Genomic DNA, 18,672 nt, shown 5'->3' with positions numbered 1-18,672 from the left:
GAGAACATGGAGATCGGGCACAACGTCATGCACGGCCAGTGGGACTGGATGCGCGACCCGAAGATCCACTCGACCACCTGGGAGTGGGACAACGCGGCGCCGGCCGAGCAGTGGAAGCAGGCGCACAACGAGCTGCACCACACCTACACCAACGTGGTCGGCAAGGACAACGACCTCGGCTTTACCATCATGCGCCTCGACGAACAGCAGCGCTGGCGCCCGATCTACCTCGCACAGCCGCTCTGGAACTTCATCAGCGCCTGCGTCTTCGAGTACGCCTTCACCGCGTACGACCTGGAGCTGGTCCGCAACCTGAAGAGCAAGAAGCGGCGCCGGTCACCGGAGTTCAAGGCCCGGCTAAAGCAGGTAGGCCGCAAGATCGGCAAGCAGATGCTCAAGGACTACGGCCTGCACCCGGCCTTGTCCGCGCTGACCGGCTCCTGGCTGACCACGATCGCCGCCAACGCCGTCGCCAACCTGATCCGCAACCTGTGGAGCCACACGGTGATCATGTGCGGGCACTTCCCCAAGGGCGTCGAGACCTTCGAGTACACCTCGATCGAGGGCGAGACCCGCGGCGAGTGGTACCTGCGGCAGATGATCGGCTCGGCCAACATCGACGGCAACCGCCTCATGCACATCATGACCGGCAACCTGTCGCACCAGATCGAGCACCACCTCTTCCCGGACCTGCCGAGCAACCGCTACCAGGAGATCGCGCCGAAGATCCGCGACCTGTTCGAGCGCTACGACCTGAACTACATCAGCGGCCCGCTGCCGAAGCAGGTCGCCTCGGCCTGGGCGAAGGTCTTCCGGCTCTCGCTGCCCAACCGCGGCGCCGCCAAGATCGCCGCGGAGGCTCCCCGACCGGCCGCCGGCCGCAAACAGCCCGCCACCCGCTGGCAGCGACCGGTGACGGATTTGGTCGCCGCGGCGCCCACCGGCTCCCAGGACCGCGTCTCATTTGGTGATCTTGATGGCTCTCTTCCTCAGCGCGGAAACCAGCCGATCCGCCAACGCCACCACGGCGAATCCTTCTGCAATGAACCATCAACATCCTCAATGACTGATCTCGGCTGAGGCCTACGGGACCGGTACGACATTCGAGGCACGGCCACCCGATCGGATGAACCGCGTGCGAAAGGGCCTCGCACCAACAGGGTGCTCGTCAGCAGTCCTGCGACACAGCCGAGCCGCCCCGGTCGACGATCTCATCGTGCCGGGGCGGCGGGTCGGCCGCGTTGCTTGCCCGTATCGCAATGGCACGGAGCTACCGCCGCGCGTAGTAGTCGACCACGGTGGTGTCCGGTACGACTTCGGCGCCGACCGGCTACCGAGCTGGCACGTCGGGGCGCGGCCGGGCAATCGATGGAGGTCACACTGTCGAGCACCCAACCGAGAGAAGACACCCCCGCCGAGACCCGCACTCGGCAGATCAGGCAAAGACCACCGAACGAGCGTTCGTGTCACCGAGGTGTCGTGACCATCCACAACAGACACAAACACAGCATCGGCCCCAGCGGTCGCCACCGGGCGGCGCTTCGCCTCGACAGCCGACACCCCCGCCGCATAGAACGTGCTGCTCAACTGCACTTCCGAGGATCAGGCCAACCCTCGGGGCCCGCAAACGAAAGTCCAACCAAGGAACGAAAGACCCAACAAGATCGACAGAGGCTTTACGAAACCGTACGCCAGTATGGGCAAAAACATGTGTCACAGACCCCCGGATGCATCAACATCGACAAATGAAAAAGGCCAGCTACGCTGGCCTTTCACAAAGTCGGGCTGACAGGATTTGAACCTGCGACCCTTTGACCCCCAGGCTCATTGACGTGATCGTTCCCGCACGTCATTCACGATGCAGGCCTCGCCTGACTGTGCCTGGTATGAGCAGGACGGGCTCGCCGGGCTGGCGGACCCGTTCCAGCCGGCCACGGTCGTCACCGGCCCAGACGCCGCCTAAGGTGGAGGCGTTGATCTGTGAGATGCGGCGTCATCATCCGCGGTGGGGTGTCCGCCGTGTCCTGTGCGAGCTGGCCCGCATCGGTTGTCCTGGTCCGATCCCGTCGCGGATCACGGTGCATCGGATCCTGGTCCGCCACCGCTTAAGGCCCATACCGTTGTGGTTCGTGCGAGATAGCGGGCCCAGGTGCGTGCATCCTGGGCCGGCTTCTGTGCGGTTTCACGCAGTCAGTCCTCTGGTGTTGCGAACGCCACCGGTGTCGCCTCGAGGAGGTACCAGGACCAGAACCTGCGGCGGGCGTGCTCATCGGTATTCGGATCGAGCGACGATCCGCCCGCGAAAGCCATCGCCGACAGCACGGCGGCCTCCCACGCCTGCGGGTCCGCGTCCGGATCCGTGTCCTGCATGTCCCGCGGCATCAGGAAGTCGTCCGCGAGGGCGTATGTGTTCGCGTGTAGGCAGGCAAATCCGGCGGCTCCGGCATCGGGGCGATTGGGTGGAGCGACCGGGGCATTGTCGTCCAGGAATGACAACAGGTCGGCCAATTCGCCCTCGTCCTCGGTGAACGTCAGTTCCGGGTACTGCCAAGTCGTTCCCTCAACCGGAGTCGCGAATGGGAGGTCTTCACCGAATTCCTCCCGCCACAACGGCCAGGAATAGACCGCACAGCTCGCCTGGAGACGCTGGAATCCCGGCCAGAGGTCTACGCTGCTCAACGCGCGTAGTTCCTCGAAAAGCTCCCGCCGCACAGGCTGCGGCAACTCGCCACGGTCGTCGATGCGATCGACGTACCGTCGGCTCACCTCCAGAATCTCGGAGGATTCCATTCGTCAGCTCCCCTGAAGCGCAACTGACCAGAGGTCATTGCTAAAGATGTTTGTCCCGGTGGGATCGGTTACCGAGATGGTGGAGTTGTCGCGCCTGGACTTCGCGGAGAACCAGTCGACGCAGTCGTCACACTTCGGCCTGCTCACCTGAACGTCCGTATCCGGCTGCAGAACGCGCGCCTGCCGCACGGGCGTGAAGGCATAGTAGCGAAGCGTCAACTCCATTGTCATAGCAATGCGGTGTCATGACGCCGATGTCGTGAGGGCTGCCGAGCGTATTGCCGACATCGACCCGCTGATACGGGGCCGGCATTCCGCGCTGTACCCGCGCCCCTGATCGTCGGCACCCTGTCCTTCGCCGGCGTCGGCTGGCACACCAACGGTGACGCCCTGCTCGCCAACACGCCGCCGCGATGGCCCGCGAGCGACACGAAGCCGGCCGCGACGAGCTGGCCCACGAAGCCGGTTCCGCCGTGGCACGCACCCTGCAAGCCGCCTGACCCACCGCACAACCAGGAAGGAATGCCGTTGACCGAACCCCAGCGGAAGGCCCTATGCCGCATCCCCGAAGCCATGCGGCAACTGAGCCTCAGCCGCTCCGTGATCTACGAACTCATCCGCTCCGGCCGCCTGCGGACCGTCAAGCAAGGCCGCACCCGACTCGTCCCCGCGTCGGCCATCACCGAATACGTCTCCCTACTGGAACGGGAGAGCACGAAAGGAGTCGCCGCATGACCAAACGCCGTAGCAGAGGTGACGGCGGGCTGCACTGGGACGAAGCGCGACAGCGCTGGATCGCCTCAGTCACCGTCGGCTACACCCCGGCAGGCAAGCGCATCGTCCGCAAAGCCAGCGGCAGAACCAAAACCGAAGCGAACAACGCACTCCGGAAGAAGATCCGCGAGTACGAAGACGGGCTATCGATCGCCCACACCGGATTCACCGTCGCCGACGCACTCGCCGACTGGCTCGCCTACGGGCTGAGCGGAAAAGCTGCAAGCACTGTCGGCAACTACACCGTGCTGTCGCGTACCCACATCGCGCCGGACCTCGGCGCCCGGAAACTACGTGACCTCTACCTCGACGCGCTGTCCAGGGCGGCGGACCGGATCCCGATGTTCGTCAACGAGTTCGGCACCCAGCAGGCGTCCGGCGACGGCCCGAACAACTTCACCCGGGCCCAGGCGTACCTGGACCTGATGGCCACCAAGAAGATCAGCTGGACCAACTGGAACTACAGCGACGACTTGCGCTCCGGCGCCGTCATCACCGCCGGCACGTGCGGCGCCGGCCCGTACCCGGGCACGAGCCGCCTCAAGCCCGCCGGCGTCTGGGTCCGCGACCGCGTCCGCACCGCCGACGACTTCCCGACCGGCTGAGGTCGGTGGGTGGCCCGGTTCGATGTCCGGGCCACCCACCGATCCGGTCACCGCAGCACGTGCTCGGAGACCCCGGACGCCGCCGGGAGCGGGCCCGCGGCGTCGCGTACCGCGGCGCGGACGGCGTGCTCGATCCGCTCCGGGGTCGGGCCGCCGGTCAGGGCGTCCAGTGCCAACAGTGCGGCACCGGCGACCGGGGGGTCGGTCACCACGCCGACCTCGGCCCGAGGTGCCTGAGTCGCGGCGCCCGCCACGATGCGCTGGTGCAGCACGGGGTGCCGGGCCCGGAGCACCCCGCCGCCCAACACGAGCGCATGTGGCGCGTCCGTCAGGCCGAGGCGGGCCGCGGCGACCCGGTGCTGGGCGAGGATCTCGTCGGCCTGCCGCCGCACCAGCCGCAGCGCCACAAGATCGCCCGCGGCGGCGACCTCGAACAGCACCGGGGTCAGCTCGTACACCGCACTGTGTGGCAGCTCGCCGAAGTGCAGGGCGATGCTGACGCCCTGCACCGTCCGTCGCCCGAAATGCCGGGCGACGGCGTCGGTAAGCCCGGTCGGCTCGCCCCGTCCGTCCTCGCCGCGGGCGGCGTACCGCAGGGTGTGCTCCGCGAGGTCGTGTCCGCCACCCCAGTCGCCGGAGATCGGTCCGAGGGAGGGGAAGCGGGTGGTCCGGCCGTCGGCGGAGCGTCCCACGCAGTTGTTGCCCGCGCCGCACACCACGGCGACAGCGTCCGGGCTGGAGGTGCCGGCCCGCAGCAGGGCGAAGCAGTCGTTGTCGACCACGTACCGGCGGGCCCAGCCGCGGTCGGCGGCCGCGGCCTGCAGCTGGTCCACCTCGATCGGCAGGTCTGCCCCGGCCACGTAGACGCCCGCCAGGTCGACCGGGGTACCGGCGGGCACTCCGGCCCGGGTTCGGGCCTGCGCGATCAGGGAGTCGAGGACCCGCACGGCGCCGGGCAGGCCGAGCGTGTGGGGAGACGAGGTGCCGCCGCGGGCGAAGCCGAGCACCCGCCCGTCGGCGGTGCCGAGCACGACGTCCGTCTTGGAGTTGCCGCCGTCGACGGCGAGCAGCAGTGCCGTCATCGGGCCCAGGCCAGGTGCTCGCCCCCGGCGGCGAGGAGCTTGTCGGTGAGTTGGTCGGCTAGGTCGTGCTGGCCCACCAGGGGATTCGCGAGCAGGGCGCGGTACACCCGGTGCCGGCCGCCGCGCAGCGCCGCGTCCAGCGCCAGTTCCTCGTACCCGGAGACGTGGGCGATGAGTCCGGCCTGGTCGGGCGCGACCGGCCGGACCGGCAGCGGTGCCGGGCCGCCGGTGCCGACCCGGGCGGAGACCTCGATGACCGCGTTGGCCGACAGGTTTGGCAGGGTGCCGTCGTTGCGGACGTTGACCGAGTGGACCCCGTCCTGGTCCAGGCCGTGCAGGGCGGCGATGAGCCCGACCGCGGCCTCGGAGTAGTACGCGCCGCCGCGCTCGCCGAGCAGGGCGGGCTTGGCGGTCAGCGCCGGGTCGCGGTACATGTCCAGCAACCTCGCCTCGATCTGCGCGACCCGCGCGCCGCGGGTCGATGCGCCGCGTGCGGCGCGCACCACGCGGTCGTGGCCGTAGTAGTAGGAGAGGTAGTACGACGGGACGCAGCCCAGCGCGGCCAGCACCGGCTCGTCGATTTCCACCTCGGCGGCCAGCTCGGCGCGGTGCGCGTCGAGGAGTTCGGGGAGCCGGTCGACGCCGTCCACGTACGCGGCCCGCTCCCAGGTCAGGTGGTTGAGGCCGACGTGGTCGAGCACCACCGCGGCCGGGTCGACACCGAGGTATCCGGCAAAGCGACGCTGGAAGCCGATCGCCACGTTGCACAGCCCGACGGCGCGGTGGCCCGCGTCGAGCAGCGCCCGGGTGACGATGCCGACCGGGTTGGTGAAGTCGACGATCCACGCGCCCGGGCGGGCCCGCTCCCGGATCCGCGCGGCGACGTCGAGGACGACCGGCACTGTACGCAGAGCCTTGGCGAGCCCACCCGCCCCCGTGGTCTCCTGCCCGACGCAGCCGCAGTCGAGCGGGAACGTCTCGTCGCTGATCCGGGCCGCCTGACCGCCCACCCGCAGCTGGATGAGCACCGCGTCGGCGTCGGTGACCCCGGCGTCCAGGTCGGTCGTCCAGGTGACCCGGCCGGGGTGGCCGTACGCGGCGAGGATGCGCGCCGCGAACCCTGCGACGATCTCCAACCGTTCCGCGGCGGGGTCGATGAGCACGAGCTCGTCGACCCGCAGCCCGCTGTCGCGCAGCCGGGCGAACCCGTCAACCAGCTCGGGCGTGTACGTCGATGCGCCGCCGACGACAGCGATCCTCATCCTTTGACTCCCGTGAGCGTGACACCCTGCACGAACGCGCGCTGGGCGAAGAAGAACACGACGATGATCGGCGCCATGGTCAGCACGGTGGCCGCGATGACCAGGTTCCAGTCGACGTGATGGACACTGTGGAACGACGCGAGCCCGAGCGACAGGGTCCACGCCTGCTCGTTCTCGCTGGTGTAGAGCAGCGGGCCGTAGTAGTCGTTCCAGCAGTAGAAGAACTGGAACAGCCCGGCGGCCGCGATGCCGGGGCGAGCCATCGGCAGCACGACCCGGATGAGGGTCCGCCATTCGCCGCAGCCGTCCACCTTCGCCGCGTCCAGGTACTCCTGCGGAATGGTGAGCAGGAACTGGCGCAGCAGGAAGATGGCGAAGGCGTCGCCGAACAGCGTCGGGATGACCAGCGGCCACAGCGAGCCGGTGAGCCCGTTCCGGGCCCACATCAGGTACAGCGGGACGGTCACCACCTGCGGCGGCAGCATCATCACGCAGATGATGACCAGGAAGAGCAGGTTGCGGCCGCGGAAGCGCAGCTTGGCCAGGGCGTACGCGGCCGGGACGCTGGACAGCAGCATGAGCGCGGTGGCGGTGAGCGCGTACAGCATGGTGTTGAGCAGGTAGCGCGGCAGCGGGGTGACCTCGAAGACGCGCACGTAGTTCTCGGGGTGCCAGGAGTTGGGCCAGTAGTCGCTGGTCAGTGCCTGGTCGCTGGTCATCAGCGAGATCAGCACCAGGTAGACCACCGGGGTCAGGAACATGACGGCCAGGGCGATGGCGATGCTGTGCCGGCCGATCCAGGCCAGCCGGTTCTGCCGCCGGGCCCGCCGCGCGGCGGGCGGCGATGGCACCACCGTGGGCGGCGTTTCGAGTACGGCGGTCACGATGTCTCCTCCCCGGAGAACGCCTTGGCGCGGCGCAGCAGGATCACGGTGACCGCGAACGCCACCGCGAACAGCGCCACGGCCAGGGCGTTGGCGTAGCCGAGCGCGTGGTAACGGAACCCGACCGTGTACAGCCACAGCGGGTAGGTGAACGTGGACCCTTCCGGGAAGCCGAAAGACTGGGAGATGCCGCCGCCCGTGGTGGCCTGCCCGCTGGCGATCGAGCCCGCCACCGCGGCCTGGTCGAAGTACTGCAGCGTGTAGATGACGCCGGTCACCGCGGCGAACAGGATCACCGGGCGGATCGTCGGCAGGGTCACGTACCGGAAGCGGTGCCAGGCGTTCGCGCCGTCCAGCGCGGCGGCCTCGTACAGGCTGGTGGGCACGCCGAGCACTCCGGCCAGGAAGATGACCATCAGGTCGCCGATGCCCCAGAGACCGAGCAGCACCAGCGACGGCTTGGCCCATTCCGGCGAGCTGAACCACAGCGGCCCGTCGATGCCCAGGTGTGCCAGCGCGGTGTTCACCGGCCCGGTGCCGGGCTTGAGCAGGTAGACGAACGCGATGGTGGCGGCCACGGGCGGGGCCAGCGAGGGCAAGAAGAAGATCGTCCGGAAGAAGCCGGCGCCGCGCTTGAGCTGGGTGAGCAGCACCGCCAGGCCGATCGCGCTGACGATACGGACGGGGACGAACACCGCCACCATCCACAGTGTGTTGCGCACGGACTGGAGCAGGAACGGGTCGTCGGCCATCCGCCGGTAGTTCGCCAGCCCCACCCACTGCGGCGTGGACAGCAGGTCGAACTTCGTGAAGGAGAAGTACACCGCGGACACCAGCGGGTAGCCGAAGAACACCACGATGCCGATCAGGGCCGGGGCCAGGAACGACAGCGTGGTGGCGTGCCGCCGGATCCGGATCGCCAGGGGCTGGGCGCTCATCGTCAGCCGCCCAGGGTCATGACGCTGTTGACCTGCTTGTCGGCCTCGGCCAGCCCGGCGTCAAGGTCGGAGACCTTGCCCGCCTGCCAGCCGGTGAGGAACGTCTGGAAGGTCTCCTGGTACGCCGGCCCGGACTGTGACGGCGGGGTGGTGGAGGAGTTCGGGTTGGCGAAGATGTCCAGGAACGTCTTGAACGCCGGGTCCACCTTCAGCGCCGGGTCGGCCGTCGCCGCGGTCGTGGTGGGCAGGTTGCGCAGCGCGTTGGCCAGCTTGACGATCGTGTTGTCGTCGGTGGTCAGGTACTTGATCAGTGCCCAGGCCGCCTCGGGGTTCTTGGCGTTCTTCGAGATGCCGACGATGTTGCCGGTGACGTAGCCGCCGCCGTAGCGGGCCGGGTCGGTGGTGGGCAGCGGGGCCACCCCGTAGCTGAGCTCGGGCGCCTGGTCGGCGAGGAACGCGAGCCGGTACTCGGCGTCGACGTTGATCGCCACCTGGCCCTTCTGGAACGCGTTGTCCGCGCTGAACTCGTCACCCAGCCCGGCCCGGAACTTCTGCAGGTTCTCGTAGCCGTACCAGTCGACGAGGCTCTTCTGCCAGGTCAGCAGCGTCTTCCAGGCCGGGTCGGCGCCGATGGCCGACTTGCCGTCGGCGGTGAGCCACGTTGCGCCGACGGCCGGGGCGAGATGGCTCGGGGCGTTCTCGTAGAAGTCGAACAGCGGCAGGAAACCGACCCGCTTCAGGGAGCCGTCGGGGTTGCGTACGGTCAGCTTCTTGGCGGCGGCGGCGAGCTCGTCCAGGGTCTTCGGTGGCCCGGCGATGCCCGCCTTCGCGAACAGCTCCTTGTTGTAGAACATCCCGTAGGCGTCGGCGAGGAACGGCATCGCGCACCGCTTGCCGCCGTACTCGGTGTACTGCCGGGTGGTGGGGTTGAGGCCGGACAGGTCCACCTTGTCCCGGGTCAGGTACGGGGTGAGGTCGACCCAGGCCCCGGAGGAGCAGAATTTGCCGACGATGTCGGTGGAGTACGAAAGGCCGATGTCGGGGCCGTTGCCCGCGCCGATGGCCTGGGTGACCTTGGAGTCGTCCTGGCCGGACTTGATCGTCACTTTGACCTTCGGGTGGGTGGTCTCGAACTCCTTGACCACCGTGTCGATCGCGGCGGCCTCCCGTTCGGTGAAGAAGTGCCACAGTTCGACCGTGCCGGACACCTCCGCGCCCGGTTCGGCGATCTTGGTTTCCTGGGCTGCGGGGGTGCACCCGACGGTCAGTACGCCGGCGGTTCCCAGCGCGAAGAGGGCGCGCGGTATCCGGGTGTTCATGAGGGGTCCTCTCGGGGATCTGTAAGGGGTTGGTGATCAGTTGTCGCGGATGGACGCGATGAGGGCTTCGCGGACCGCGGTGAGGCCGGCGTCGAGCGCGCCGAGCAGCACCGCGTCGTCGTCGATGGCGGTGACCGCGACGGCGCTCTCCAGCGGTGCGGCCCGGTGGAGGGCGCTCTCGACGGCGGACAGCAGGGTGCGCCCGCCGGCCTGCGCGACCGGGCCGGCGAGCACCACGAGGCTCGGGTCGAGCACTGCGATCACCGCGGCCAGGCCGACCGCGATGCGGTCGGCGAGCTGGGCCAGGAACTCGCCCGCGGCCCGCGGGTCCGCGGCCGCGGCGCGGACCGCCTCGGGCGAGGTACGTCCGGGTACGCCGTGATCCTGGGCCAGGGCGAGCACGGCCGCGCCGCCGACCAGGTCCTGCAGGTCGACCTTGCGGTGGGTGGAGTCGGGGGCGTACAGGGGCATGTAGCCGATCTCGCCCGCGCCGCCGCGGGCGCCGCGCAGCAGTGTCCCGCCGGTGTCGATGGCCAGGCCGAGGCCCTCGAGGCCGAGCCAGAGCAGGGCGAAGCCGTCGGCGTCGCGGGCCACGCCGCGGCGGCGTTCGGCGACCGCGGCGAGGTTGACGTCGTTGTCGACTCCGATGCTGGTGTCCAGCGCCGCGGCGATCTCCGGCACCAGGCCGGTACGCCCGAGGCCGGGCACGTCCACGTGCCGGATGGTCTGGGTCTGGACGTCGTACGAGCCGGCGACGCCGAGCTGGACGTGCCGGATGCGGTCGGCCAGCACGCCGCTGTCGCGGCGTAGCACGGCCACCGCGTCGAGCACGGCGGTCTTCGGATCGGTCTGCAGGAAGTCGACCCGCAGCTCGACGCGGGAGCGGATCGCGCCCGTGAGATTACAAAGGGCGGCCACCACGGACGGTGCGTCGGTGGGGCCGATGTCACGCACCGACACCGCCGCCGCATACGCCGCGTCCGGGTTGGCCGCGTACAGCTCGGCGTTGGGGCCGGGCCGCCCGCTGTTGTGCCCGACCACGGTGACCAGCCCCGACTCGGTGAGCCGCCGCAGCGCCTCGGAGATGGTCGGTGTGCTGAGCCGCGTCAGCCTGCGCAGATCGGCGCGGGTCAGGGTGCCGGATTCGAGCAGGTGGGCCAGTGCCGCGCTCTCGTTCATGGCACGCAGCAGCTTCGACGAACCGGCAAGACGCGGCACAAGAGCCCCCGGACTAATTGGCAAACTAACTAACAATTAGCTCGGACGATAGGCCGGGTCGACAGGGCTGTCAAGGTCTCGATCGATGAACGAATCGGTGCAAACCGCGCGGCAGAGTACCAACCGGCGTCGATTAATTAAACACTTTGCCAATCATTGATAAACCTACTTAACTGTTGTAGCGTCGCCGTCACCGCCCAGCGGCAGCCCTCAGTCCCTCTTCATGCCGAACCTGCGCGGGTAATCCCCCACCCCCAAGGAGCTCACATGAACAACCACGGCACCCCCCGCCGCCGTCGCACGACGGCCTACCTCGCCGCCGGCCTGCTCATCCCCGGCGCCTCCATCGTGTACGGCCTCATGCCCGCCGACGCCGCGACCCAGCCGCCCGCCGGTACCGGGGCCCTTGTCGCGGCCGCCCCGGCCCGCAAGAACCTGGACGACCCGGCGAAGAAGGAGGTCGCGATGCAGATCGTCTCGGCGGCCGAGAACTCCTCACTCGACTGGCGCGCCCAGTTCTCCTACATCGAGGACATCGACGACGGCCGCGGCTACACCGCCGGCATCATCGGCTTCTGCTCCGGCACCGGCGACATGCTGGAACTCGTCGAGGCGTACACGCGCACCACACCGTCCAACGTCCTGGCCCGGTACCTGCCCGCGCTGCGCAGGGTGAACGGCTCCGACTCGCACGCCGGGCTCGACCCGAACTACCCCCGCGACTGGCGCCGCGCCGCCCAGGACCCGGCGTTCCGCGCCGCCCAGGAGGCCGAGCGCGACCGGGTGTACTTCAACCCGTCCGTGGCGAAGGGCAAGTCCGACGGAGTGCGCGCGCTCGGCCAGTTCGCGTACTACGACGCGGCCGTCGTGCACGGGTACGAGGGCATGGAGTCGATCCGCAGCCGCGCGCTGCGCAGGGCGAAGCCGCCCGCCCGGGGCGGCGACGAGACCAGGTGGCTCAACGTCTTCCTGGACGAGCGGGTCGTCGAGATGAAGAAGGAGGAGGCGCACTCGGACGTCAGCCGCATCGAGACCGCCCAGCGGGTGTTCCTGCGCAACGGCAACCTCGACCTGAACACCCCGCTCGACTTCGCCGTCTACGGCGACCCCTACCACATCGGCTGACGGTACAAAGCATTCCTTCGACCGGGCCTGCCCACCGGCCCTGAGCTGTGCGAACAGGGCCAGCGGGCGCCCGCGCACGCCGGCTGCACCGACAGCCGTCGCGGCCCTCGGCCACCCGCCGGCCATCGAACCTACCCGGCACCCGGATGCGGCAATGCCGGCAGCGGCCGCCGTCACCCAGCGCGTACGCCACATCGATGGGCGTCGCGCCCCTCCCTCACGGGCCAATCGCAAGACCTCTCGCCAACCTGGCCGGCGCACCCAGGCGGGGCCCGCACCGCCACGGGTGCGCCGCATCGACCGAAAGGAGAAGACCGTGATCGATTCCACCGCGCCCCGCGGTCACACCCGACGGGCTGTCCTCGGATCTCTCGCGGCGGCCGCCGTCGCAGGACCCGTCCTGCTCACCCGCAGGCCGGCCCACGCCGGCACCACGGCGGCCACGCCTACGAAACTGGTATGGAGCCCCGATCCGCGCCGCGAAGGCCTCTCGGCGTTCGAGGGGGTGGAGGACGACCGCAGCCAATCTCACCCCGGCACCAGACACATCTACGTGCAAGGCGACGCCTACCGCTTCGACATGCACACCCGGGACCGCGACGGCGACGACCGGCAGCGCAACGAGGTCAAGGGCATGCGCGCCGATGGAAGGATCCTGTCGTTGGGCAACGGCGAGACCTGGCGGATCACCTACGACCTGTTCATCCCGAACACCCTGCGCGGCACCCGCACCTTCACCCACATCTTCCAGCTCAAGCGGCCGGGTAACGGCAGCGCCCCGCTCGCCACCATCGGGCTGCGCCGCGACGACGATGCGGAGTACCTCACCTGGCGGCCGTTCGCCTCCGGCGGCGAACTGGGCAACGTACCGCTAGAGCAGATCTGGAACCGCTGGGCCACCATCGACATGACGTTCACCGTCGGCGACGAGGGCAGCGCCCGCTTCATCTGCCGCGAGGGTGGCCGGACCCTCGCCGATGCCACCCGCGACGGCATCGACCTTTGGCTCGGTGACCGGCTGCGTCCGAAGTGGGGCATCTACCGCTCGCTCGGCGACCCGGGACAGCTGCACAACACGTATCTGCTGCAGCGCAACCTGCGCGCTTACACAACCTGATGTCCTTCGGATTCCCCACAACCCGGACGAACCCCGCTTGCCTCATGCGCACACCTGCCCATGGCCCTGTTCCTGGTCACGCGATAGCTCGATCCCTTGCCGATCGCACCAGACGGTGATCCCGGCCCGGGCCGGCTGAGCCTCAGCCGGCCCGGGCCACATCGCGTCAGACGTTCTCGCCGATGCCGAGCTGGTCTGCAGTTCCTGCGCCCGCTCCGCGGCGGCGCTGGCACCGTAGTGCCGCGGCATGTCCTCCGACGACCAGCCGAGCAGCAGCATCAGGTCGCCGGTGTCACCGCCGGCCTTGTGCCATTCGTGGGCGAAGTTGTGCCGCCACCGGTGCGCGTGGACATGGCTCATCGCCCGCGCGGTCTTCGCGCCGAACCGCACCCTGCGGTCCTTGGCACCCTTGCCGTGCAGGTGCACCGATTGGGTGTTCATGTCGACGTCGGTCAACAACAGGTTGCCGATCTCCGAAAGGCGGGCCCCGGTGTTGTAGTAGAGCCGGATCAGGGCCTCGTCACGGATAGCGGAGAAGTCCTTCTTCGCACGGACGAAGTCGAGCAGCTTCTTGGTGTCCTCGTCCCGCATGACGGGGATGAGTTCTTCTCCGTCTTCGGCTGCGGCACCCGATCCATGGGCAAGGTGTCCATCTCGCCTTCGCCGACGAGCCATTTGCAGAACTGCTGCAGCCCTTTGTGCTTGTTCAGCGCCGTGGACGCGGAGCGGGTCTCGATCATCCAGGACTGGAATGCCTCGATGTGCCGTTTCTTCTCCGCGGTCGGATCGAGCGCCGCGCCGGAGCCCTGGTATTCGCTGTCGTCGGAGCGCAGGTACCGGGCCAGCTGGGCGACGGCGAGCAGGTAGTTGTAGCGGGTCGTTTCCGGGCGGTTCGCGGAGCCGTTTCTGGAGCCGAGGTGCGGGCGATGTCCGATACCGATGTGAGTTTGTCGGATTGCCCGCGGGCAGGGAAGCCGAAACCGCTCGTGCAGCTCTGTGAGCCAATGCTCCCGTTGTCGAATCCGGGAGGGTCTGCGACGCTCCCCGGCTGTGAGAGTCAGGGTGCGTCGGCCTCACCGGTCGCTCAGGCCTTCGTCGATCGCGACCTGCGCTACGTACGGATGAACGACACGCTCGCCGCCACGCACGGCGGCCCGGTCGGCGACCAGCTCGGCCGCACGGTCCAGGAAGGCAACCGTACCTCGCACCGATCATCGTGCCGCACTACCGCCAGGTGCTGGACAGCGGCAAGCCGCTGCTGAACCGGGAGGTCACCGGCCCCTGCCCGGCCCAGCCCGGCCGCACGGGCCGGTGGCTGGCCAGCTACTACCCGGTGCGCACCAACGGGGAGACCGTCGGGGTCGGCGTGGTGATCATGGACATCACCGCCCGCGCCGAGGCCGAGGAATTCCGGTCGGTCGTCATGGACAACATGGCCGAGGGGCTCTACACGGTCGACGCACGCGGCACGCTGATCTCGATGAACCGAGCCGCGGCGAGCATGCTCGGCTGGTCCGAGGACGAGTTGCGGGGCGAGCCGATCCACTCGATGGTCCAGTTCTGCGGCGACGGCGGCCCGTCGAGGAGGTTCGGCTCGTCGTCGACCAGCAGGATCCGGGGTCGATCGACGGCGCTGGTCATGCAGGTCCCCCGAGGTGCGGATCACCCGAATATATCCGGTATCGGCCGTTCCGCTGAGCGGTTTGGCGGCAATCTCGGGGTGGGAGGCTCGGCCGCACACGGTCGATCAGTCGGGCACCGCGCAGGCGGCGACGGCCCGCTTTCGTCCGCACCTGGCCGGCAACCCGCCCTGCCCGGATAGGCAACCGACCCACCCTAGCGTGAGGTGGCCAGGAGCGGGACACGAGGGAAATGCGGTGGTCATGAGCGTAGCTCTGCAGACGATGGTGACTGAAGAGTGTGCTGATCGAACTGATCCGGTTGTCAGCCTTGCCGGCATCCTTGACGGGCTGTCCGCCTCGGCCCCGGATGCCGAGGTGCGGCTGGCGGCCGCGCTGGAGGCGATGGAGACCGACTCGCTGGACGACTTCCGGGCCATCGAGGAGTCCGCCGAACACGCGGAGCGGTTGGCGGCCGACGTCGGCCGCCGCGACCTGCAAATGCGGGCGCGGCTGGTGCGCGCCGCGACGCTCATCATGCGCGGGGACATCACGACCTCGGGCCGCATCGCCCAGGAGGCGAAGGAGTGGGCCACCGAGCACCGGCACGGCTACGTGCTGGCCCGCAGCCACCTCGCGGTGTCCAGCTTCCGCCGTCACCTGGGGGACGCGCCGGACGCGCTTGCGCACGCCGTGGAGTGCCTGGCGTACACGGGCGACGACGTCCCCGCCGGCATCCGGGCGAGGCACCTGTGCCATCTCGCGGTGACGCTGTGCGAGAGCGGCTCGCTGGAGGAGGCCTACCGCCGCTACCGCGAGGCGTTCGACGTCGCGACGGCCATCGGCGATCTCGAAATGTCCCTGCGGCTGCTCAACAACCAGGCCTACACCGCGTACAAGACCGGCGATCGCGAGGAGGCCCGGCGGCGCATCGAGGAGATGCGTGCCTTCGTGGCCCGGCACGGCATCGCGATCAGCCTGCCCTACCTCGACACGATCGCTCGCATCGAGCTGATGTGGGGCCGGTACGCCGAGGTCGAGGAAGCCCTGCGCCCGATCCTGGAGGGCACGCAGCGGTCCGTCGACGAGCACACCCTGGCCGAGTCCCTGGTCACCGTGGCCGAGGCGCAGCGGCTGCGCGGTGCCGTGGCGGAAGCCCAGGCCAGTCTGGACCGGGCGGTCGTGGTGTGCGACGAGAGTGAGCTCCCGTCCGTGCGGGCCCGGGTGCGCGAGGAGCAGGCGAGGCTGTTCGCGGTGGCGGGACGCTTCCAGGAGGCGTACGAGGAGTACGAGATCTTCCACGCCGAGACGCAGGCGCTGCTGTCCGCCCAGCGGGAGGCGCGGGCCCGCACCCTGCAGGCCGTGTTCGAAGCGGACGAGGCGCGCCAGGAGAGCGTGCGGTTCCGGGAGATGGCTCAGCGTGACCCGCTGACCGGTCTACACAACCGCCGCTTCGTCGACGAGCAGCTGAAGCTCCTGCTGGACCAGTCGGCCGAGCGCGGTACCCCCTTGTCGGCGGCGCTGATCGATCTCGACTACTTCAAGCGCGTCAACGACACCCTGTCGCATGCCGTCGGTGACGCCGTGCTGCGCCAGGTCGCCGACATCCTCGCTACCACCGCCACCCCTTCGTCGGTCGTGGCCCGGCTCGGTGGTGAGGAGTTCGTCCTGATCCTGCCCGACACCCGCCTCGACGAGGCGGTGCGCCACTGCGAACGGGTGCGCATGGCCGTCGCGAACCACCTGTGGCAGCCGGTCACCGGCGAACTTCCGGTGACCGCAAGCATCGGTGTCACCGCCGTCGCGGCCGGAGCCGCCACACCGTCCGCGCTACTTGCCCAGGCGGATCGCAACCTCTACGCCGCGAAGCGCAGCGGCCGCAACCGGGTCGTGACCGACCCAGCCTGACGCCGACGAAGGCCAACACCGCGGTGCTCAGCACCGCGGTCTGGCCACCGAACGGACCCAAGAATCAGCACAACCCGATATGAGCCGAAGCCGATCCGCTGCCGGGCGGATCGATCAAAGGCAGCTGGCAGGAGGCACGGCTACCGATCGTCGAACACGTGTGCGACAACTCGGGTTGGTGTGGGCGTTGGAGCAGCTCGCAGGGCCTGTGACGGACAGCGAAAGTTGTCGGACAGTCGTAGCTGTCGCCGCGATCAACACGCCCCGCTGGGCTCGACGGTCAACCAGTAGTCCAGTGACGCTCCGCCATCAAGGCAGACCTAGTGCCCAAGACCAAGGTGCGCACTTCTGCCGAAGGGTTAGGCCGGCATCGCCCGCTCCACGATCGCCGCGGTGTCGACGCCGCGGGGGGAGCGTGCCGAAGATGTGCGCCTGCTCGAGTGCCCGCTCCGAGTAGCCCGGGAGGTGTCCGGGGCGGGGTCACCTATGCCGATTACGAAGATCCGGTTGTCCGTGTTCGGTGGAGGTTTCGTCGGCGGATCGCCGTGTCGATGAGGCAGGTGGCGCTGCCGATGAGTAGCAGTAGCGCGCCGGCTATCAGTGGTGCCGCGACTCTGGGCCCGGTGACCGGCAGGCCGTCGGGACCGGCGGCCCCCGGCATCGATGGTTCGGGCTGCTCGGGAGGGGTGGGCGTGGTCGGTTCATCTGGACCGACGTGGACGAGGACGGCTACTTCGTCGCACAGGCGTCGGGCTTCGGTTGCGCAGCTCATGTATCTGAAGGTGTCGAGTCCGACGAAGTGGGGTCCTGGTGTGTAGATCAGTGGCTGCTGCGGGCCGAGGTCACCGGTTGCGCCGAGGATGGCCCGTACCTGCGTGGCGGTCGAACCGGTGACGGTGCCGTTCGCCGGTGGGGTGATGACGATGGGGCGGATCGCGTCACCGAAGTCGTTCGCGGTGACGTCGATCGTGACTGGTTGCCCCGTGAGTGCGGCGGCGACGACGGGGTTCGCCACCGGGTAGATCGAGATCGCCACGGCCGCCTGGGTGCACAGCGGCGGCCCGGGTGTCGTGCACACCTGGCATGTGAGCGTGTCCTGCCTGGTGGAGGTGCCGCAGGGACGAGGTGAGGGTGCGGTCGGTGTTGACGGAGGCGGTCCCGCGGGTTGGCTGGGTGTCCACGGTGACGGTCGCAGCGGTGCCGGCGGTGTCGTTGCTGAGGGCGCGATGGTGACAGCGGTTCCGGCGAGGGTGTTGATCGCGTCCTCGCCCGCCACCGGTAGCACGTCGATGTCGACGCGGGCGGTGGCGCACACGTCGACGGCGCTTGCGGTGGCGGAGCAGACGTCGTAGGTGAACGAGTCGGCACCGACATGATCGGTGTCCGGGGTGTACCGGACCGCGCCGGACGTGATCTTTGCGGTGCCGTGCGCCGGCGTGCCGGCGCGGACGATGGGGCCGACGTCGCCGACATCGTTGGCGTCGACATGCGTGATGTCCGCAGCCACCTCACGGCCACGGAAACCACAGATTCCCTCCCAGGGTACTGGCTTACGGCGAACGGCTACGACATCGACGGGACGCGGGATGGCCGGTAGGACGTCGGCCGCGGCGCAGGTGCAGGTGGCCGCGATGCTGGCCGCCTGACCTGCGACGGGCAAGATCCGTGCAGGGATGCGACCACCCGGCGACCATGTCGCCCCGAAATGACCTCAGGGGATATGCATCTGCATGCATATCCCCTGGTCAGATTACGGCCTCACATCCGACTCCCACGGCCCGACGGACTCGACGAAGGAAACCGACACCAGCTCACGGGTCCGCAGGTTATAAATCGTGTCTCCGCACCTGGCCTCGGTGGCCGGATGAACGATCCGGTCCCAGCCGTAGCCTCCGCAGCATGCCGCCAGCACGAGGAAGAAGAGCGAGCGACAGCGCTGACCGGCGACCTCGCCGGGTGGGGTCCGTTCCCGGGCGTGATCGGATGGCTCGCCCGGCGGAGCGGCCTCGCGACCCGGACCGCGGTCACGAA

At 69.0% G+C, this 18,672-nt stretch carries 15 protein-coding genes and 6 pseudogenes; 9 read left to right on the top strand and 12 right to left on the bottom strand.

Annotation, left to right across the window (positions count from 1 at the left end; all coding sequences use genetic code 11):
• A pseudogene (locus tag AB0B58_RS36715) lies at positions 1–834 on the top strand (acyl-CoA desaturase); the annotation flags it as partial.
• A gap of 1,052 nt (positions 835–1,886) precedes the next feature.
• A pseudogene (locus AB0B58_RS36710) lies at positions 1,887–2,033 on the top strand (IS481 family transposase); the annotation flags it as partial.
• A gap of 157 nt (positions 2,034–2,190) precedes the next feature.
• Here the strand turns inward: AB0B58_RS36710 and AB0B58_RS36705 are convergent.
• Positions 2,191–2,790 carry an Imm5 family immunity protein gene (locus tag AB0B58_RS36705; RefSeq protein ID WP_360233863.1) on the bottom strand — a complete coding sequence of 200 codons (600 nt, stop codon included), beginning with the start codon at positions 2,788–2,790 and terminating at the stop codon, positions 2,191–2,193.
• Between the two features lie 528 nt (positions 2,791–3,318).
• On the opposite strand from AB0B58_RS36705, the gene AB0B58_RS36700 reads away from it, so the two are divergent.
• From AB0B58_RS36700 to AB0B58_RS36690, 3 genes and pseudogenes are all read left to right on the top strand, one after another.
• Positions 3,319–3,525 (top strand): helix-turn-helix domain-containing protein, encoded by a 207-nt coding sequence (locus AB0B58_RS36700; RefSeq protein ID WP_360233860.1) that lies wholly within the window; start codon positions 3,319–3,321, stop codon positions 3,523–3,525.
• Positions 3,522–3,866 (top strand): annotated as a pseudogene (locus tag AB0B58_RS36695) (site-specific integrase); the annotation flags it as partial. The gene AB0B58_RS36700 and the pseudogene AB0B58_RS36695, both read left to right, overlap by 4 nt.
• A pseudogene (locus AB0B58_RS36690) lies at positions 3,861–4,169 on the top strand (cellulase family glycosylhydrolase); the annotation flags it as partial. The pseudogenes AB0B58_RS36695 and AB0B58_RS36690, both read left to right, overlap by 6 nt.
• Before the next feature lie 47 nt (positions 4,170–4,216).
• On the opposite strand, the gene AB0B58_RS36685 reads toward AB0B58_RS36690, so the two are convergent.
• Genes AB0B58_RS36685 through AB0B58_RS36660 form a run of 6 tightly spaced genes read right to left on the bottom strand, consistent with a single transcriptional unit; the run spans position 4,217 to position 10,833 of the window.
• Positions 4,217–5,251, bottom strand: coding sequence for a BadF/BadG/BcrA/BcrD ATPase family protein (locus tag AB0B58_RS36685; RefSeq protein ID WP_360233857.1), 1,035 nt, complete (start codon positions 5,249–5,251; stop codon positions 4,217–4,219).
• Positions 5,248–6,513 (bottom strand): 6-phospho-beta-glucosidase, encoded by a 1,266-nt coding sequence (locus AB0B58_RS36680; protein ID WP_360233854.1) that lies wholly within the window; start codon positions 6,511–6,513, stop codon positions 5,248–5,250. The genes AB0B58_RS36685 and AB0B58_RS36680 overlap by 4 nt, the downstream gene beginning before the upstream one ends.
• A complete protein-coding gene (locus AB0B58_RS36675) occupies positions 6,510–7,397 on the bottom strand; it encodes a carbohydrate ABC transporter permease (RefSeq protein ID WP_360233851.1) in 888 nt (295 codons plus the stop codon). Before AB0B58_RS36675 ends, AB0B58_RS36680 begins: the two co-directional genes overlap by 4 nt.
• On the bottom strand, positions 7,394–8,335 hold the full coding sequence (locus tag AB0B58_RS36670) for a sugar ABC transporter permease (protein WP_360233848.1): 942 nt from the start codon (positions 8,333–8,335) through the stop codon (positions 7,394–7,396). Before AB0B58_RS36670 ends, AB0B58_RS36675 begins: the two co-directional genes overlap by 4 nt.
• A 2-nt stretch (positions 8,336–8,337) precedes the next feature.
• Positions 8,338–9,654 (bottom strand): ABC transporter substrate-binding protein, encoded by a 1,317-nt coding sequence (locus tag AB0B58_RS36665; protein WP_360233845.1) that lies wholly within the window; start codon positions 9,652–9,654, stop codon positions 8,338–8,340.
• 36 nt (positions 9,655–9,690) lie between these two features.
• Positions 9,691–10,833 (bottom strand): ROK family transcriptional regulator, encoded by a 1,143-nt coding sequence (locus tag AB0B58_RS36660; protein WP_360233842.1) that lies wholly within the window; start codon positions 10,831–10,833, stop codon positions 9,691–9,693.
• Positions 10,834–11,139: 306 nt separating this feature from the next.
• Here AB0B58_RS36660 and AB0B58_RS36655 point away from each other — a divergent pair, with 306 nt between their 5' ends.
• Both AB0B58_RS36655 and AB0B58_RS36650 read left to right on the top strand, forming a co-directional pair.
• Complete coding sequence (locus AB0B58_RS36655) at positions 11,140–11,997, top strand: chitosanase (RefSeq protein ID WP_360233839.1); 858 nt, start codon at positions 11,140–11,142, stop codon at positions 11,995–11,997.
• Between the two features lie 316 nt (positions 11,998–12,313).
• Positions 12,314–13,114: a hypothetical protein gene (locus tag AB0B58_RS36650; RefSeq protein ID WP_360233836.1), complete on the top strand. Its 801-nt coding sequence runs from the start codon at positions 12,314–12,316 to the stop codon at positions 13,112–13,114.
• A 42-nt stretch (positions 13,115–13,156) separates the two neighbouring features.
• Here the strand turns inward: AB0B58_RS36650 and AB0B58_RS36645 are convergent, their stop codons facing one another.
• From AB0B58_RS36645 to AB0B58_RS36635, 3 genes and pseudogenes are all read right to left on the bottom strand, one after another.
• On the bottom strand, positions 13,157–13,789 hold the full coding sequence (locus tag AB0B58_RS36645; RefSeq protein WP_360233833.1) for a tyrosine-type recombinase/integrase: 633 nt from the start codon (positions 13,787–13,789) through the stop codon (positions 13,157–13,159).
• A 44-nt stretch (positions 13,790–13,833) separates the two neighbouring features.
• Positions 13,834–13,947 (bottom strand): annotated as a pseudogene (locus AB0B58_RS36640) (hypothetical protein); the annotation flags it as partial.
• 240 nt (positions 13,948–14,187) lie between these two features.
• Positions 14,188–14,322 (bottom strand): hypothetical protein, encoded by a 135-nt coding sequence (locus tag AB0B58_RS36635; protein ID WP_360233830.1) that lies wholly within the window; start codon positions 14,320–14,322, stop codon positions 14,188–14,190.
• Between the two features lie 8 nt (positions 14,323–14,330).
• Between AB0B58_RS36635 and AB0B58_RS36630 the strand changes: the two genes are divergently transcribed.
• Positions 14,331–14,936 carry a PAS domain-containing protein gene (locus AB0B58_RS36630; protein WP_360233827.1) on the top strand — a complete coding sequence of 202 codons (606 nt, stop codon included), beginning with the start codon at positions 14,331–14,333 and terminating at the stop codon, positions 14,934–14,936.
• Positions 14,937–14,997: 61 nt separating this feature from the next.
• Positions 14,998–16,641, top strand: coding sequence for a diguanylate cyclase (locus AB0B58_RS36625; RefSeq protein WP_360233824.1), 1,644 nt, complete (start codon positions 14,998–15,000; stop codon positions 16,639–16,641).
• A gap of 493 nt (positions 16,642–17,134) precedes the next feature.
• Here the strand turns inward: AB0B58_RS36625 and AB0B58_RS36620 are convergent, their stop codons facing one another.
• Positions 17,135–17,677 carry an Ig-like domain-containing protein gene (locus AB0B58_RS36620; protein WP_360233881.1) on the bottom strand — a complete coding sequence of 181 codons (543 nt, stop codon included), beginning with the start codon at positions 17,675–17,677 and terminating at the stop codon, positions 17,135–17,137.
• A gap of 315 nt (positions 17,678–17,992) precedes the next feature.
• Positions 17,993–18,148: pseudogene (locus AB0B58_RS36615) on the bottom strand (Ig-like domain-containing protein); the annotation flags it as partial.
• Positions 18,149–18,672 lie beyond the last annotated feature (524 nt).

It is taken from the genome of Actinoplanes sp. NPDC049118, from assembly GCF_040648555.1.
Classification (GTDB): domain Bacteria; phylum Actinomycetota; class Actinomycetes; order Mycobacteriales; family Micromonosporaceae; genus Actinoplanes.
The sequence above is the reverse complement of the archived record's forward strand: the minus strand, read 5'-3'. Positions and strand labels throughout refer to the sequence as shown.